Origin of the sequence: Nonomuraea sp. NPDC050404 (assembly GCF_040655495.1) — a bacterium.
In the GTDB taxonomy this organism is placed as follows: domain Bacteria; phylum Actinomycetota; class Actinomycetes; order Streptosporangiales; family Streptosporangiaceae; genus Nonomuraea.
The window spans coordinates 273,101-289,513 of sequence record NZ_JBFAKB010000006.1 but is presented as its reverse complement, the minus strand read 5'-3'; the positions used below and the strand labels follow the sequence as shown (position 1 = coordinate 289,513).

Genomic DNA, 16,413 nt, shown 5'->3' with positions numbered 1-16,413 from the left:
CGCTCTTTTCGGCATGCTCTGGCGGAGCCTCGCTTCGATGCAATCGATACAATATTACAGGCTGAAAAAGTGCCTTGTTGGTGCACCGTAACGCTGGTGACGTCAGAGTTCAATGGTTTGACCACGCGGCTCCCCGGTTCTGTCGGACCGGCCTGTTATTCATGGGTCGACACCTACCGACCACCCACGACCATGGAGCCGCAGATGGCCACCGTCACCTTCAGGGACGAGAGCGCGACAGGCCGGGCGCTGGACGAGTTCACGCTGGCCGGCCTGCCGGAACGGTTTTCGGCGCGCGAGCTCGTACGGCTGCGCGTACGCGAGGAGGTCGCCCGCTACAACAGCGCCCCGGCCGCCCGATTCCAGGGGCTGGTGCGGCCGGTGGAGGCGGAGGTCGAACTGAACGGCTACCGCATGCCGGCCGGCGTCCGCCGCATCGACTGGGAGCGCCAGGCCGACATCGCGGAGCGGGCCTTCCAGCGCAACGGCTTCCTGCTGCTGGTGGGGGACCGGCAGATCGACGACCTTTCGGAGATGATCGACCTCACCGCCGATCCGGTCGTGTCGTTCGTCAAGCTCGTGCCACTCGTCGGAGGCTGAGGCCCACCGCCGCGGCCAGCATGACCACGAAGCCGACCAGGATCAGCGCCCGCCCATCCGGCCCCGCCATCCCACCGGCCCCGGTGTCCGCCCCGCCGGCCGGGGTCTCGGTGGTGGTCGTGGTGACGGTGCTCGTCGGCGTCGAACTGGTGTCGTCGCCGGTGTTGTCGTCGGGGTCGTCGGTCTCGTCCGGGCTGGGGCTCGGGCTGGTCGTGTCGTCCGGGTCGGTGTCCTGGCCGCTCGTCGGGACCTTGAGCGTGTAGGTGGTCAGGTCCTCGCGGTTGTCCACGTCACACTCGATGGCGGGTTCGTTCGCGGTGGTGCCGAAGTTGATGGCGCCGGGCCGCACGGTGCCGGTGCCCTCGCCGTTCGGCGTCGTCAGCAGGCTCACCTGGCCCGCCGGCAGGGTGATCGTCTCTCCTGGCGTGGTCGCGTCCAGGGTGCCGACGCCGGTGGCGGAGGTCAGGCCGGAAAAGTCGCTGATGCCGGCGTAGGCGTACAGCTTGGTGTTGTCCTCGAGCCCCGTGGCGGGCGTCTTCAACGAGGTGCCGTCGGCGTAGGCGCCCTGCCAGCCGATGGACAGCTCGGAGTCCACGGTGGTGCTCGTCGGCATCGTCAGCGTGACTTTGACCTTGATGTTCTGCGTCTCGTTCGTGGCGGTGGTCACGCAGGTGTACTCGACCACGTCGGTGGTCAGGACGCGTAACTCGTGCCGCGTGTCGTGGGCGGCGGCGTACGCGGGCCGGCACAGCAGAATCGCGGCGATGGATAAGACGGCCAGCAGGGCACGCACGGCGATTCCCCCTTGTGAGTGATGATCCACAAGAGGAGACGGGGCAGACGGGCACTTGGTTGACACCGGGTCGCGCCGGAAATAGGCAGGCGGTCGTCGCCTCGTGAATGGTAGGAAGCAGGACATGACCACAGGTGTTCGACTCATTCGCCATGACCAGCTTGCCCAGACCGTTGACTACGCCTATGCCGCCACCGTGGATGCCCCCGTCCGTTCGATCTGGGTGGCCGGAGCCTGTCCCCTCGACCTCGACGGCAACACGGTGGCCGTCGGTGACTTCGCGGGCCAGGCGCACCAGGTGATGCGCAACCTGGTGACGGCACTCGAAGGCGCGGGGGCGTCACTGACCGACGTCGTCAAGACCACCGTGTACGTGGCCTCCACCCGGCAGGCCGACCTGGTGACGGCGTGGAAGGTGTACAAGGAGGCCATGGGGGAGCATGACGTGCCGAGCACGCTGCTCGGCGTCACCGTGCTCGGCTACGACGACCAGCTCGTCGAGGTCGAGGCGGTGGCGGTGATCGCCGAAGGGCGTCAGGAGGCGCCCGGCCGGGGTTGAGGTTCGCCGGGAAACGGGAGATCGCGCCACAGTGGCGATTGATGCGGGAATGGGCGTCTAGCGCCGAGGGGAGACTTTCCGCATTCCTCGTTACGAAAGGTAATCGAGCTGACACAATTTGCTTATGAAAATGTTTCGCTCGGCCGAAGGTCTGCCCGAACACAATTGCGGCGCACTGGGGCGAGTGGCGCACGGTGCGCTGACGGCGCCGCTCGAATCACCCGGCGAGGCGAGCACACCCCGACTCTTCCTCGGCTACAACACCCTGCCTGACCCGCCGTTCCCGATGACCGGTCTCATCGAGTACGAGATGGCCCCGGGAGCGGCCGACCTAGACCTGCCCTCCGTGCTGCGCCTGCTCGCCCAGTCGCTGAAGTCGCAGCCGGTGCCGCCGGTGGGGACGTACGACGAGACCCACCGGCGTACGGCGGCCACGATGCGGGCGGACGCGATGGTGATCGTCTTCTCGGGGCGGGCGTTCAGCCCTGAGCAGAGCCCGCCCGCCCGCGCGTTGTGGGAGAACCTGGTCGAGGGCTACTACCGCGAAGGCGACGCCGAGGCGTGCGCCGGGGCGCGGCAGGCGTCCGTGGGGCTGGGCGTCGACCGGGAGGACGGCCGGGTGCTGCTCATGGCCGAGCGGAGCCCGTCCGGCGAGCACGCCCGGCCGGCCCGGGTCGGCAACGATCCGGAGGGCACGCTGTTCGACCTGCTGGCGGAGGTGCTGGACGCCCAGTACAGGTGGACGCGGGCGGCGTTCGGACTCTGAGCCGTCCCGTCGCTAGACCGCGAACACCTGCGCGTCGTCCGCGAATGCCTTGAACTCCAGGGCGTTGCCCGCCGGATCCAGCAGGAACATCGTCCACTGCTCGCCGGGAAGGCCCTCGAAGCGCAGGTACGGCTCGATGACGAACGTGGTGCCGGCCTCGCGGAACCGATCGGCCAGTTTGTGGAACTCCGGGATGCTCAGGAGCAGCCCGAAATGGGGCACCGGGACGTCGTGACCGTCCACCGGGTTGTGCACCTTCTCCTGGCGGGTGGGGGCCAGATGGGTGACGAACTGGTGGCCGTGCAGGTTCCAGTCGATCCATCGCTCGGAGCTGCGGCCCTGGGCGCAGCCGATCAGCTCGCCGTAGAAGTGGCGGGCGGCGTCCAGGTCGTCCACGGGGACGGCGAGGTGGAAGCGCGGAAGAGTGGTCATCGGGAAGTTCCTTCCGGTGGTTCGGCGCCCGACGATCGCTAGGTACCCGGAAGCCGTCAGATGAACACGTACCGGGCGAAAGCGGGTTCGCGTCACCAGCCCTTGTCGAAGTCGCAGATCTTCACCGTGAGGCTCCTTCGCGAGGGCCTGGGCGTGATGACCTCGAAGACCACCTGGTACGTGCCGGCCTTCTTCCACGTGATGCTGGGCAGCAGGGGCTTGGCGGAGGAGGTGCCCTGCTGCCTGCCCTGGTTCTGGCCGTTGACCAGCCAGCGGTAGCTGTAGGTGCCGGTGGCGGAGACCTTGGCCCAGATGTTCATGTCGTAGCGCCAGCAGTCGCCCAGCCTGATGCCCTCGTAGGTGAACGCCACCGAGGTCACGCCGCCCGTGCCGGTGGTGGGCCGGCGGGTGGTGGGCTTGGACGTGGGGGTCCTCGTCGGTCGCTTGGTCGGTGTGCTCGTCGGGGTTCTGGTGGGCTGTGCGGTGGGCTTTCTGGTAGGTGCGGAGGTCGGGCGTGGGCTGGTGGTTCGTGGGGGTTTGGTGGTCTTGCCCGGCTGGAGGGGCCTGGCCGACTGCTTCGCCTTGTCCGTGGTGGGTGGGGAGGTGGGCGTGGTGATCATGGCGGTGGTGCCGGTGGCGCCGGGCGGGGTACGCAGCCAGGCCCACGCGACCGCCACCCCGCCGGTCACGACGATCGCCGTGCCGCCGGCCAGCAGGGCGAGGACCAGCCCGTTGCGGGAACGGGGCGCGGCAGGGCCGGTGTGGGCATCTGAGACCGGGTTGGGCCGATGGGCGGGGCCACCGGGGAAACCAGGGGCCGGGGACCGCACCGGGTTATCGGAGAAGCCGGGTGTGGGGGAGTGCGCCCGGCTTCCTGGATGGCCAGGTGCGGGGGCGGCCGGGTGTGGGGCGCGGGCGGGTGGTGGGCCGCCGCCGATGAGCTGGAAGAGCACGTCCTGCATGGCGGGGCGGGCGGCGGGGTTCTTGGCCAGGCAGGCGTACACGATGGAGCGCAGCGGCTCGGGTACGCCGTCGAGGCGCGGCTCCTCGTACTGGATCCTGCGCAGCACCGCCGGCAGCGAGTCGTTGCCGAACGGTGGCGCGCCGGTGGCCGCGTACACGATCACCGACCCCCACGCGAACACGTCCACCGCGGGCCCGGCGGGAGCGCCCAGGAACTGCTCGGGCGCCATGTACGCGGGCGTGCCCACGATGGTGCTGGTACGCGTCACCGCGTCGTCCATGGCCCGCGCGATGCCGAAGTCGATGACCCGCGGGCCGTCCCGTCCGAGCAGGACGTTGGCGGGTTTGAAGTCGCGGTGCACGACCCCGGCCCGGTGGATGGCGGCCAGGGCGGTGGCGGTGGCGACGGCCAGGCGTTGCAGATCGGCGCCCGCGTGCAGGCCCGCCTGGTGCAGGGAAGGGCCTTCGACGTACTCGGTCACGATGTACGGCCGTGCGCCCAGCGAGGCGTCCAGCACCTGCGCGATGCAGAACGGCTCCACCCGCCGCGCGGCGGCGATCTCCTTGGCGAACCGCCCGTCACCGGCCACGCCCTCACGCAGCACCTTGATCGCGACGGGGGCGCCGTCGGGGGACCTGGCCAGGTACACCACCCCCTGGCCGCCCTCGCCGAGCGGTTTGACGATCCTGTACGGGCCGATGGCCTCGGGCTGGGGCGTCATCAGTACTGCTCGATGTCGCAGACGTTGATCTTGACGCTCTTGCTGGTGGAGGTGGGCGAGGTGACGCGCAGGGTGATGGTGTGGCTGCCCGGGTCCAGCATGTACTGATGGGCCAGGGCGGGGGCCGTGTAGGCGTCTTCCGGCACCCAGGATCTGTTGCTGTGACGGGTCTTGCCGTCGATCAGCCACGCGTAGGAGATCCACACGCCCTGCCGGCTCGATTCCATGTCGGTGCTGAAGCCGATCGGCGGCATGTAGCAGCCGCTCGCACTCGACTGACCCGGGCCGCCGACCAGCCTGATCTCCAGAATGCTGACCTTGGCGCTCGTGGCCGGCTTCTTGGTGGTCCGGATGGGTTCGGGCCGTTTCGTGGTTCGGGTCGGGCTTTGGGTGGGGGTTTGGGTACGGGTGCGGGGCGTCGTCGGGGTGGCTCTCTGAGTGGGCTTCTTGGTCTTACGCGGGGTCTCACGGGGCTTCGGGGTGGACGTCTTCGGCCGCGAGGTGCTCTTGGTGGACGTGGGGGAGGACGGGGTGGGAGTGGCTCCGGCGAGCGAGACCGTATCCGGCTCACCCGACCTCGGAACCAGCCAGACGACACCACCAATGAGCGCCGCCACCATGACCCCGGACACCCCGGCCGCCACCGCAACACCAACCCGCCCGGGCCCCCGCTCCCGCCCGCGCCGCCCCCGCCCAGCCCTCGCCCTCCCAGGCCCAGGCCCAGGGCCAGGCCCAGGCCCAGGACCAGGCCCAAGCCCCGGCCCTCCACTCGGACCCATCCCTGAGCCCGGGTGCATCGCTCCGCCCGGGTGCATCGCTCCGCCCGGGTGCATCGCTCCGCCCGGGTGCATCGCTCCGCCTGGACCCGGCCCTCCATCCGGGTACGGCCCTGCGCCCGGTCCTACGCCTGATCCTGCTCCTGGACCCAGTGCCGCTCCCGGACCCGTCCTCGCTCCGAGGAAGGGATCCGACATCGGCCCAGGCGATGGCACGCCGACGGCTCCGGGAGCCTGCGCCGGCCCTGGCCAGCCACCCGGCATCCCCCCAGGCCCGGGACCCGGCATCGCGCCGAAACCGGCCATCGGGCCCTGCGCCGAGCCGGGAGCAGGGGCCGGGTTGCCGCCGCTCAGCAGTTGCAGGATCACATCCCGCATAGTGGGCCGGCGGTGCGGATCCTTGACCAGGCAGGCGTACAGGATGGAGCGCAGGGGCTGCGGCAGGTCGCCGAGTTGAGGCTCGTTGTTCAGGATGCGGTTGATGATCGCCGGAAGCGTGTCCTGACCGAACGGCGGCGTCCCCGTACCCGCCCAGACCATGACCGAAGCCCACGCGAACACGTCCGCCGGCGCCCCCACGGGCTGCCCCGCGAGCTGCTCGGGCGCCATGTACGCGGGCGTCCCCACGATGCTGCTGGTATGCGTGACGGCATCGTCCAGGGCCCGCGCGATGCCGAAGTCGATGACCCGTGGCCCACCGGGCCCGAGCAGCACGTTCGCGGGCTTGAAGTCCCGGTGCACGACGCCCGCCTGATGGATCGCGGCCAGCGCCGTAGCCGTGGCCACCGCCAGCCGCTGCAGGTCGGCCCCGGCATGGCGGCCCGCCTGCTGCAACGACGGCCCTTCCACGTACTCGGTCACGATGTACGGCTGAGCCCCGCTCAGCGAGGCGTCCAGCACCTGCGCGATGCAGAACGGCTCCACCCGCCGAGCCGCCTCGATCTCCTTGGCGAACCGCGCGTCGAACCCGGCACCGCCCCGCAGCACCTTTACCGCCACGGTCCGCCCGTCGGGCGCCTGCCCGAGGTAGACGGTGCCCTGCCCGCCCTGACCGAGCCGGCCGAGTAATTGGTAGTTCCCTGCTGCCGCTGGGTCGTCCTCCCGCAGCGGTTCGACGTGCGCCATGAGAGAAGTGACTCCTGAGACGGGATGTGACGGATCTTTACGTACGATAGCGACTCATATACGGATTTGTAGACAAGTCGGTTGGCTGTCCAAAATCTTCCACCGACGCCGACGCCGACGCCGACGCCGACGCCGACGCCGACGCCGACGCCGGTGCGGTCGGTAAACCGTTCGCGACCATGCGCGCCGGCGATCTATCGTGACGGTCGTCAGCACCCGGCCCCAAGGAGGCCCGCCATGTACCGCGACGAGATGTCCTTTTGAGCCCATCAGCAAGCGCCGCCGGGGGTTCCCCTTAGCGAGACCAACGTCAAGCGCGGCGACCGGCGCGTCGGCCGCGACAAGGAGCTGATCGAGAAGCTCGGCGGCAACGACCCGTGCCCCTGCGGCTCAGGACGGCGCTTTCCGCCGCTGCTGCCGCCCCACCGGCCGGTGCGACGACACGCTCGGCCACTACTACGTCCGCGACTGAGGAGCCATCCTCGTACGCGCGGCGGCGGCCGGAGGCGTCGAAGATGGTGGCCCGGGAAAGCAGAGCTGGTTTTGTCGGTGCCCTCTGGCAAGGTGACTTCCTGATCTCCCCCACCCAGGAAGGAGCCCCGCCATCTTCGCGCCACTGGCGATCCGGGATTTCCGGCGCTACTACCTCGGCCACACCGCCTCCGCGTTCGGCGACTCCCTGACGCCCCTGGCGATCGCGTTCGCCGTCCTGGCACTCACCGGCTCCCCGGTGGACCTCGGGATCGTCGTGCTCAGCACGAGGCTGCCCGTGATCGTGCTGACCCTGGTGGGCGGCGCGGCAGGCGACCGGTTCTCCCGGCGCGGCATCATGCTGGCAGCGGACCTGGTCCGTTTCGGGGCGCACGGGGCCACGGCGGTGCTGCTGCTCACCGGCACCGCACAGATCTGGTCGCTGGTGGTCCTGCAACTCATCGCGGGCGCGGGATCGGCGTTCTTCAACCCGGCGGCCGTGGGCCTCATCGCGTCGCTCGTCGGCAAGGAACAACTGCAGGCGGCCAATTCGCTGGTCTCGATCTCCCGCAGCGCGACCTCGATCGTGGCGCTGGGCGTCGCCGGCGCGCTGGTGGCGCTGGTGGGACCGGGCTGGGCGGTGCTGATCGACGCGCTGACGTTCCTGGTGAGCGCGGGCTTCCTGTTCTTGCTGCCCAAGGCGGTCGCCGGCGAGCGACCGCCGCCGGCCGGCGGGTTGCTGTCGAGCATCGGTGGCGGCCTGATGGAGGTACGCAGGCGCCCGTGGTTGTGGGTGTGGATCATCCACGTGGCGCTGGGCAACGTGATCGTGATCTCCCCGATCCTGGTGCTCGGCCCCTACGTCGCCGACCTCCGGCTCGGCGGCGCCCCCGCCTGGTCGGCGATCGGCATCGCGTACGCCGTCGGTGGGCTGGCCGGAGGTTTACTCGGCACCCGATGGCGGCCCGCGCGCCCCATGGTCGCGGCCCTGCTGTTCTTCCTCCTCCTGGCGCCGCTCCCGGCGTTGCTCGCCGTGCCCGCGGACCTGTGGCTGCTGGTGGTCGCGGGCGCGTTGGCCGGTATGGAACTCGTCGTCTACAACGTGTTCCAGACCACCGTCGTGCAGCGGCACGTGCCCGAGCAGTTCGTGGCACGGGTGACGTCGGTGATCATGCTGGGCTCGCTCGTGGCCGCACCGCTCGGCATGGCTTTGGCCGGACCGGCCGCGGCCGCGTTCGGCACCCGGCCCGTGCTGCTGGTCTGCGCGGCCTTCACCGTGTTGCTGACCCTCGCCACGTTACTGGTGCCGTCGGTATGGCACCTCCGGGACGATCACCGCCCGACCACCCCGGCCACGGACCCGGCGTCGGCCGAGAAGCCGGAGCGGGTGCTCACCTCGGACGGAACTTGAGGATCATCCGATTCTTGCCCACCGGCGTCACCTCGACGTGGGCGTCGCCGGTGCTGACGGAGCCTTCGCCACCGACATAGCCGCGCACACCGCCATCGTCGTCGGCCGTGGCGAAGTACAGGGTCTGCTTCGAGATCTGCTGGATGTGAAAGGCCTGGATGTCGTACTTGGCGGCGAACCGGATCGTGTCCCCGCCTTTCACCTCCACCTCACACCGGAGGTCCCGGCACGCTGACAACTTTCGCCCATCCGCGGCCTTCGTGACCTTAGGCGACGGTGACGGCGAAGGTGATGAGGATGGGGATGGGGATGGGGATGGGGACGACGAGGGGGAGGAGGTGGCGGCCGGCCGCTGGCTGGACGACGACGGCGTGACGGTCGCCACCGGCTCCCCGCCGCACCCCGTGAGCAGCACCGCGACACCGACCACGACCAGCGCCGCAACATACCGGGAAGCAGTCGCGCTACGCCGGGAGGCAACCGTGCCCTGCCACGGAGCAGAGCCGCCCCGGAGAACTCCCGCGATGCGCCGGCGAACAGCGCCGTGTTGGCGAGCAGTCGCGTTGTGACCGGGAACAGTGCCGCGCAGGGGAGCGGCCACGTTGGGCCGGGGAGCAGCGCTACGCCGGGGAGCAGTCGCGTTGTGCCGGGGAGGAACCGTGGGATGCATGGCTTCGTTCTCCTGCGCATCGAGAGGAGTACCGCCTGTCACGACGGAGCCTGCCAGCACCCGCTCGGGACCCTTCCCGGCCACCCGACATAGGCGCCCGACATAGAGGACAGCGACACCTATATATAGAGGTGTCGCGAAAACCGGCGCGAAGTCCTCAGGAAGCGGGGTCGGTGGCCCAGCCGCGCTCGCGCGGCAGCGAGGCGGCCACGATCAGCCCGCCGCCCTCCCGGGGCCGCGCCCGCACGTCCCCGCCGTGTGCCATCGCCAGCGACCGTACGATCGACAGACCCAGCCCGGCGCTCTTCGCCGTCACGGTCCGCTCGGCCGCCAGCCGGTGGAACGGCTTGAACAGCAGCGGCACGTCGTACGGCGGCACGTCGGGCCCGGTGTTGCTGACCTCGACCTCGACCCGGTCACCGGACACGGTCCTGCTCACGACCCGCACCCACCCCGTGCCGTCGTCGACGTTGTAGCGGATGCCGTTCTCGACCAGGTTGTGCACCAGCCGTTCGAGCAGCAGCGCGTCCCCGGTGGTGGGGGCGGGCGCGATGACCTCGTACACGGTCACCTTGGCCTCGGCGGCGTCGGCGGCCGACTGGCGGGCCACGTGGGCGACCACGTCGCCCAGGTCCACGGGCGAGCGATCCGCGATCTCCTGCTCGGACCTGGCCAGTAGCAGCAGGCCGCTGATGAGGCGTTCGTGGCGGGCGTTGATCTCCAGCAGGCTCTCGCCCAGCTCCTTGACGTCGGATGAGGCCGTACGGCGGTGCATGGCCAGCTCGACCAGCGCCCGGTTGAGCGTCAGCGGGGTGCGCAGTTCGTGGGAGGCGTTGGCCACGAAGCGGCGCTGGCCGTCGAAGGAGTGGTCGAGCCGCTCCACCATGGTGTCGAACGTGTCGGCCAGGTCCTTGACCTCGTCCGCTGGCCCCCGCAATGCGATCCGCTCGCTCAGGCCGCGCTCGGCGATGGGGGCGGCGGCGATCCTGCGCGCGGTGTCGGTGACCCTGTGGAGCGGGGCCAGCACCCGTCCCGCCACCACCCACCCGAGCCCCGCGGACCCGGCGCCGACCAGGACGAGCGCGATGGCGCCCTGTGCGAGCAGCGAGGTACTGGCGGCGACGCGCACCTCCTCCTCCTGCTCCCGCAGCCACGCGACCGCGGCCTCGCCGCCCAGCCGGACACCGTCCTTCACGACGAAGAGCTGCTTCATCTTGCCGGGCTCGGAGGCGTAGCGGTCATCGAAGAATCGGTTGAGCTGCTGGTCGAACAGGAAGTACGTGACGCCGAGCAGGGTCAGCCCGGCCAGGAAGAAGATGGCGCCGTACACGAGGGTGAGCCGCAGCCGCAGGGTGGGCTTCGGCAGCAGGCGGCTGCGTTGTGGCTGCGGATCGGCGTTCATGCGATGCGGTACCCCACTCCCGCCACGGTCTCCACGACCGGCGGGTCGGCGAGCTTGCGGCGCAGCTTGAGTATGGTGAGCCGGACCGCGCCGGTGAACGGGTCGGCGTTCTCGTCCCACGCCTTCTCCAGGAGCTGTTCGGCGGAGACGACGTTGCCGTTGGCCCGCATCAGCTCGGCCAGCACCGCGAACTCCTTCTTCGACAGCGGTACGAAGCGTCCGTTCCTGAACACCTCCCTGCGCGCCGGGTCGAGCGTGATCCCGGCCCGCCGCAACACCGGCGGCGCGGCCGGCCGCGAGCGCCGGCCCAGGGCGAGCACTCTGGCGGCCAGCTCGGGGAACGCGAACGGCTTCGACAGGTAGTCGTCGGCCCCCAGCGACAGCCCGGTCACCCGGTCGTCGAGCTGGGCGGCGGCGGTCAGCATCAGCACCCGCGCGTCGCACTCCGAGGCCACCATCTCCCGGCAGACCTCGTCGCCGTGCACCCGCGGCAGGTCGCGATCCAGTACGACCACGTCGTAGTCGTTGACCGCGATCCGCTCCAGCGCGGCCTCGCCGTCGTGAGCTAAGTCGACCGCGTGGGTCTCTTCACGCAGCCACTCGGCAATCGCGTCGGCGAGCATCGTCTCGTCCTCAACCACCAGCACCCGCATGACGTCCCCAGACCCTTCTGTTCGCTTATGAAGCCGAGTGTGACGGAGGAGGTATTTGCTCCGAATAAGTCGCCGCGGACCCGCCTGACGAGCCCGGGTGAAGGACCGGGAGACGGAAACGCTGAGGAAACAGCGGGCCCTATTGCATCTCCCATCGAACGACGTTCACTTCGACGGAGGAGATCTCATGCGAGGACGAGTCCTCAGCGCGCTGGTCACGGCACCATTCGCGCTCACCCTGTTCCTGACGGGCTGCGGCTCCAGCGACAGCGGCGCGACCGTGGCCACGGCCGACAAGGCCACCGGCAACCAGGCCGCGTCCAGCGCCAAGCCGAGCGTGAACCCGCAGGAGCAGGCGCTCAAGTACGCCCAGTGCATGCGCGAGAACGGCGTCGACATCCCGGACCCCGACGGCAGCGGCAAGTTCATGATGAAGTTCGACAAGAGCATGCCGAAGGAGAAGGTCGACGCGGCCCAGGCCGCGTGCAAGCAGTTCCAGCCGAGCGGCCAGATGAAGGGCGGCGGCGACCCCAAGGCGGGCGAGAACATGCGCAAGCTCGCCCAGTGCATGCGCGACAACGGCGTCGAGGCCTACCCCGACCCCGAGGGCAACATGATGCGCATCACGCCCGAGGTGGGCGAGGACCCCGACTTCCAGGCCGCGCAGGAGAAGTGCCAGAAGGAGTCCGCTGAGGCCGGTATGGGAGGGTCTTGATGGGGATGGCCACCCTTGACGGAAAGGCAGAGCCGGAGGCCACGCCGCCCCGGCAGCGCCGCCGCCGCGGCCGGGGGAAGCTGGTGGCCGGGCTGCTCATCGTGGTGGCCGCCGCGGGCGGCGGGCTCGTCGCGGTGAACAGCGCGGGCCTGCTGGAAGGGGGCGCGGGGCCGACGCAGTCGGCCGCCGCCCTGCCTCCGGCCACCACGACGGTGAGCAGGCAGACCCTGAACGACACCAGGGACGCCGACGGCGAACTCGGCTACGGCCCGGTGACCACGGCCACCAGCCGCAAGCCCGGCACGATCACCTGGCTGCCGGACAGCGGCGCGACGGTCACCCGTGGCAAGTCGTTGTATCGGCTGGACAACAAGCCGGTCACGCTCATGTACGGCGACACGCCCGCGTACCGCGATCTCAAGATCGGGGTGGAGGGCAAGGACGTCGAGAACCTGGAGCGCAATCTCAGCAAGCTGGGTTACGACGGTTTCACGGTGGACGAGGAGTTCACCTACGACACCTACGAGGCCGTACTGGAATGGCAGGAGGACCGCGGCCTGGACGAGACCGGAGTGGTCGAGCTGGGCAGGGTCGTCTTCGCGCCGGGCAAGGTACGCGTGGAGAGCCTCGACGCCGAGAAGGGTCAGCCGGCCGCGCCCGGCCAGAAGGTCCTGACGTACACGGGCACGGAGAAGGTCATCACGGTGCAGTTGGAGGCCGATGACCAGCGGATGGCCAAGAAGGGCGCCAAGGTCGAGGTGACGCTGCCGGACGGCAAGAGCGTGGACGGCAAAATCACCGAGGTGGCCACGGTCATCGTGCCCGGCCAGAACAACGAGGACCCGGAGACGCTGGTCGAGGCGCTGGTCTCGATCGGGAACGCCAAGTCGGCCAAGGGGCTGGACAAGGCGTCGGTGGACGTGACGTTCACCGCGTCCCAGCGCAAGAACGTGCTGACCGTGCCGGTGGCGGCGCTCGTGGCGCTGCAGGAGGGCGGGTTCGGCTTGGAGGTCATCGAAAACAACAAGTCCCGATATATCGCCGTTGAGACGGGATTGTTCGCCGGCGGCAAGGTCGAGGTCACCGGTGACGGGCTCAGCGAGGGCATGACCGTGGGGATGCCGAAGTGACGTACCCCATGATCGCTCTGACGGACGTGTCCAGGATCTACCCCGGCGGGGTGGCGGCGCTGCGGTCGGTGTCGTTGCGGATCGGGCACGGTGAGCTCGTCGCCATCGTCGGCCCGTCCGGGTCGGGCAAGTCGACCATGCTCAACGTGGTCGGCACCCTCGACCGCCCGTCCTCGGGAAACATCCACATCGACGGGTACGACGTCTCCAAGTTGTCCGACAACCAGCTCTCGGCGCTGCGGGCGACCACGATCGGGTTCGTCTTCCAGTCCTTCCACCTCGCCGCGAAGGTCCCCGCGCTGGACAACGTGGCGGACGGCCTGATCTACACCGGCCTGAGCACGTCCGAGCGGCGCCGCCGGGCGGCGGTGGCGCTCAAGCGGGTGGGGCTCGGGCACCGCATGGATCACGAGCCACATGAGCTGTCGGGCGGGGAACGGCAGCGGGTGGCCATCGCCAGGGCAGTGGCGGGCGAGCCGCCGCTGCTGCTGGCCGACGAGCCCACCGGGGCCCTGGACTCCGTGTCGGGCACCGGCGTGATGGAGTTGCTGCACGAGCTGAACGCGTCCGGCACCACCATCGTGATCATCACGCACGACCGGGAGATCGCCGCCAGCCTTCCCAGGCAGGTGCGGATGCGCGACGGCGAGATCATCTCCGACTCCGCCGCCGACCGGGCACCTGAAGGCCGAGAGCCCGCAAGCCGAGGTTCTGACGGCCGAGGTTCTGACGGCCGAGGTCCCGATGGCCGAGGGCTAGGCAACGGAGGGCCCGGCAACGGAGGGCCCGGCAACGGGGAGCCCGACAACAGAGAGCCCGAGCCCGCGGAATTCGGGGTGGCGTGATGGCGGTCATCGAGGCGGCGCGGCCCAAGTTGTCCCCGGCCAGGATGCGGTCGCGCGACGTGATGCGGGTCGGCGCGGTAGGTCTGCGTACGCGCCCGCTGCGGGCGTTCCTGTCCGCGCTGGGCATCGCCATCGGCATCGCCGCCATGGTCGGCGTGGTCGGACTCTCGGCCTCCTCGGGCGCCGAGCTGGACCGCCAGCTTTCAGCTCTGGGCACGAACCTGCTCACCATCTCCGCGGGCTCGACCCTCACGGGCGAGGCGGCCCAGATGCCGAAGGACGCGGAGGCGATGATCGAACGGATCGGGCCGGTCGAGGCGGTCTCGTCCATCGGCAAGATCCCCGAAGCGAAGGTTTACCGATCCGAGCAGATCCCCGAGGCCCAGACCGGCGGCCTCAACACCTACGCCGCCCGCCTCGACCTGCCCGCCACGGTGGGCGCGACCCTGCGCAGCGGCACGTGGCTCAACGCGGCCACCGAGCGCTACCCCGCCGCCGTGATCGGCTCGACCGCCGCCCAGCGCCTCGGCATCGGGGCCGCCGGCCCTGACGCCCAGATCCTCGTCGGCGGCATCCGGTTCACGGTCGTCGGCATCCTGGAACCCGTGGCGCTGGCCACCGACCTGGACGCCGGCATCCTGGTCGGCTGGCCGGCGGCGGAGGACCGGCTGGGCTTCGACGGCCACCCGACCACGCTCTACACCCGCTCGGACGAGTCCGAGCTGGAGTCGGTACGCCAGGTGCTCGCGGGCACGGCCAACCCGGAGGCGCCGAACGAGGTGGACGTCTCCCGCCCGTCCGACGCCCTGGCCGCCAAGCAGGCGACCAGCCAGGCCACCGCCGGCCTGCTGCTGGGCGTGGGCGGGGTGGCCCTGCTCGTGGGCGGGGTCGGGGTGGCCAACACGATGGTCATCTCGGTGCTGGAACGCCGCGCCGAGATCGGCCTGCGCCGCTCGCTCGGGGCGACCAGAGGGCAGATCAGGACGCAGTTCCTGGCGGAGTCCCTGCTCCTGTCCGCGATGGGCGGAACCGGGGGCGTCCTGCTGGGGACGGGGGTGACGATGGTGTACGCGCTGTACAGCGGATGGCCCTCGGTCGTCCCGATCTGGGCCACGGCGGGCGGCCTCGCCGCGACCCTGATCATCGGCGCCGTGGCCGGGCTCTACCCGGCCATCCGAGCCTCCCGCCTGTCCCCGACGGAAGCCCTGTCAACCCCATAACCCTCGGGTACGCGCGCGCCCGCCCACCCGCCGGGCGCGCGCGGGGCGGGAAGGGGCGGGCTTTGTGGGGTGCGCAGGCCGGGAAGGGGCGGGCTTTGTGGGGTGCGCAGGCCGGGAAGGGGCGGGCTTTGTGGGGTGCGCGGGGCGGGAAGGGGCGGGCTTTGTGGGGTGCGCAGGCCGGGAAAGGCCAGGCTTGTGGGGTGCGCGGACCGGAAGGGCCGGGCTTGTCGGGTGCGAGCCGGCGAGAGGGTTCAGTCGACCGCGTAGCAGCTGGTCTTTCCCACCACCCGGACACCGGGCTCGTCCTCCGCGAGCACCGTCAGCACGAAGGTCACCCGGGTCGCCGGATCACGCAACACGGACACGTCCTGATCCCCGTCCCGCAGGTCCAGGTCATCGACCACCTTGTCGTACCCCATCGCCTGCAGCCGCTCCAGCAACTCGTCCGGAGCGCCGGCCGCGTCGCTCTCCGCCTGGAAGAAGTGCCGCACCTGGCCGGGCACGCAGGTGGCGTCGCCGGCCCGCCGTACCGCCGACAGTTGTAATTCGCTCGCGCCGAGAAGGTGGCCGGCGTCGGCGTCAAGCCGTCTGGCGGCCTCTTCGAGCGTGGGCGTCTCCGAGGCGGTGGCACAGCCTGCGACGGCCGCGACGCAGAGGAGCAGCGCGGATAACACGGGTCGGCCGACGCGCACAAGGCGACCCTATCGAAGATCACCATCAGGTAACGGCGAAATCCCATAAAAGACCTGGGTGTCAGGAGCCTCCGCATAAGACGCGCCTCCTGGGGCAGATCCTGACAGAACATGGCGGGCGCCCCCACCGGAGCCGGATGATCTACGAAGAGAGCGATGACCAAGCACGCGTCACCCTCGTTTCGCATCCATTCGGCCTGCGTGTCACCGGCGAGATAGACAGCGGCAACCACCGCCTGCTCGCCGACGTCCTCGACTGGGCGCTGCACGCCGGCAGCCACGGCATCCGGCTCGACCTGTCGGGCCTGACGTTCATAGACGTCAGAGGCATGCGCCTCATCGTGGCCACCGCCGCACGATTATGGCCGGACCGCGAGCTGATCCTCGACCCGGTCTCACCGGTGGTGCGCCGCCTGCTCGCCGTGACGGGCTGGGAGGACACGCCGGGCCTGCGCGTGCCCCATTGAG

At 70.2% G+C, this 16,413-nt stretch carries 18 protein-coding genes; 10 read left to right on the top strand and 8 right to left on the bottom strand.

Annotated features, from left to right (window positions below):
- Positions 1–204: 204 nt before the first annotated feature.
- Positions 205–600, top strand: a complete 396-nt coding sequence (locus AB0I81_RS18570; RefSeq protein ID WP_360657954.1) for a hypothetical protein — start codon at positions 205–207, stop codon at positions 598–600.
- On the opposite strand, the gene AB0I81_RS18565 is transcribed toward AB0I81_RS18570, so the two are convergent.
- On the bottom strand, positions 572–1,393 hold the full coding sequence (locus AB0I81_RS18565) for a hypothetical protein (RefSeq protein WP_360657951.1): 822 nt from the start codon (positions 1,391–1,393) through the stop codon (positions 572–574). The genes AB0I81_RS18570 and AB0I81_RS18565 overlap by 29 nt on opposite strands.
- Before the next feature lie 124 nt (positions 1,394–1,517).
- On the opposite strand from AB0I81_RS18565, the gene AB0I81_RS18560 reads away from it, so the two are divergent.
- Positions 1,518–1,952 carry a RidA family protein gene (locus tag AB0I81_RS18560; RefSeq protein WP_360657948.1) on the top strand — a complete coding sequence of 145 codons (435 nt, stop codon included), beginning with the start codon at positions 1,518–1,520 and terminating at the stop codon, positions 1,950–1,952.
- Positions 1,953–2,076: 124 nt separating this feature from the next.
- Positions 2,077–2,718 (top strand): hypothetical protein, encoded by a 642-nt coding sequence (locus AB0I81_RS18555; RefSeq protein ID WP_360657945.1) that lies wholly within the window; start codon positions 2,077–2,079, stop codon positions 2,716–2,718.
- 12 nt (positions 2,719–2,730) lie between these two features.
- On the opposite strand, the gene AB0I81_RS18550 is transcribed toward AB0I81_RS18555, so the two are convergent.
- From AB0I81_RS18550 to AB0I81_RS18540, 3 genes are all read right to left on the bottom strand, one after another.
- A complete protein-coding gene (locus tag AB0I81_RS18550) occupies positions 2,731–3,150 on the bottom strand; it encodes a VOC family protein (protein ID WP_360657942.1) in 420 nt (139 codons plus the stop codon).
- Between the two features lie 92 nt (positions 3,151–3,242).
- Complete coding sequence (locus AB0I81_RS18545; protein WP_360657939.1) at positions 3,243–4,835, bottom strand: serine/threonine-protein kinase; 1,593 nt, start codon at positions 4,833–4,835, stop codon at positions 3,243–3,245.
- A complete protein-coding gene (locus AB0I81_RS18540) occupies positions 4,835–6,736 on the bottom strand; it encodes a serine/threonine-protein kinase (protein WP_360657936.1) in 1,902 nt (633 codons plus the stop codon). The genes AB0I81_RS18545 and AB0I81_RS18540 overlap by 1 nt, the downstream gene beginning before the upstream one ends.
- Positions 6,737–7,084: 348 nt before the next feature.
- Between AB0I81_RS18540 and AB0I81_RS18535 the strand changes: the two genes are divergently transcribed.
- Both AB0I81_RS18535 and AB0I81_RS18530 read left to right on the top strand, forming a co-directional pair.
- The gene (locus AB0I81_RS18535; protein WP_360658609.1) at positions 7,085–7,312 is read left to right on the top strand and encodes an SEC-C metal-binding domain-containing protein; all 228 of its coding nucleotides are present in this window, start codon (positions 7,085–7,087) and stop codon (positions 7,310–7,312) included.
- Between the two features lie 28 nt (positions 7,313–7,340).
- Positions 7,341–8,618, top strand: coding sequence for an MFS transporter (locus AB0I81_RS18530; RefSeq protein WP_360658607.1), 1,278 nt, complete (start codon positions 7,341–7,343; stop codon positions 8,616–8,618).
- Here the strand turns inward: AB0I81_RS18530 and AB0I81_RS18525 are convergent.
- The 3 genes from AB0I81_RS18525 to AB0I81_RS18515 all read right to left on the bottom strand — a co-directional run bounded on the left by AB0I81_RS18525 (position 8,599) and on the right by AB0I81_RS18515 (position 11,343).
- Positions 8,599–8,820 (bottom strand): hypothetical protein, encoded by a 222-nt coding sequence (locus tag AB0I81_RS18525; RefSeq protein ID WP_360657933.1) that lies wholly within the window; start codon positions 8,818–8,820, stop codon positions 8,599–8,601. The genes AB0I81_RS18530 and AB0I81_RS18525 overlap by 20 nt on opposite strands.
- Positions 8,821–9,445: 625 nt before the next feature.
- Entirely contained in the window at positions 9,446–10,690 is a 1,245-nt protein-coding gene (locus AB0I81_RS18520; RefSeq protein ID WP_360657930.1) for a HAMP domain-containing sensor histidine kinase, read from the bottom strand.
- Positions 10,687–11,343, bottom strand: a complete 657-nt coding sequence (locus AB0I81_RS18515; RefSeq protein WP_360657927.1) for a response regulator transcription factor — start codon at positions 11,341–11,343, stop codon at positions 10,687–10,689. The genes AB0I81_RS18520 and AB0I81_RS18515 overlap by 4 nt, the downstream gene beginning before the upstream one ends.
- 187 nt (positions 11,344–11,530) lie before the next feature.
- Here AB0I81_RS18515 and AB0I81_RS18510 point away from each other — a divergent pair, with 187 nt between their 5' ends.
- The 4 genes from AB0I81_RS18510 to AB0I81_RS18495 are packed head-to-tail and all read left to right on the top strand — an operon-like array spanning position 11,531 to position 15,253.
- Entirely contained in the window at positions 11,531–12,058 is a 528-nt protein-coding gene (locus AB0I81_RS18510) for a hypothetical protein (protein WP_360657924.1), read from the top strand.
- A 5-nt stretch (positions 12,059–12,063) separates the two neighbouring features.
- Complete coding sequence (locus AB0I81_RS18505) at positions 12,064–13,188, top strand: peptidoglycan-binding protein (RefSeq protein WP_360657920.1); 1,125 nt, start codon at positions 12,064–12,066, stop codon at positions 13,186–13,188.
- An 8-nt stretch (positions 13,189–13,196) separates the two neighbouring features.
- Complete coding sequence (locus AB0I81_RS18500) at positions 13,197–14,033, top strand: ABC transporter ATP-binding protein (RefSeq protein ID WP_360657917.1); 837 nt, start codon at positions 13,197–13,199, stop codon at positions 14,031–14,033.
- A complete protein-coding gene (locus AB0I81_RS18495) occupies positions 14,033–15,253 on the top strand; it encodes an ABC transporter permease (protein ID WP_360657914.1) in 1,221 nt (406 codons plus the stop codon). Before AB0I81_RS18500 ends, AB0I81_RS18495 begins: the two co-directional genes overlap by 1 nt.
- 251 nt (positions 15,254–15,504) lie before the next feature.
- On the opposite strand, the gene AB0I81_RS18490 is transcribed toward AB0I81_RS18495, so the two are convergent.
- On the bottom strand, positions 15,505–15,945 hold the full coding sequence (locus AB0I81_RS18490) for a hypothetical protein (protein WP_360657911.1): 441 nt from the start codon (positions 15,943–15,945) through the stop codon (positions 15,505–15,507).
- Between the two features lie 137 nt (positions 15,946–16,082).
- On the opposite strand from AB0I81_RS18490, the gene AB0I81_RS18485 reads away from it, so the two are divergent.
- Entirely contained in the window at positions 16,083–16,412 is a 330-nt protein-coding gene (locus AB0I81_RS18485) for an STAS domain-containing protein (RefSeq protein ID WP_360657909.1), read from the top strand.
- Position 16,413 lies beyond the last annotated feature (1 nt).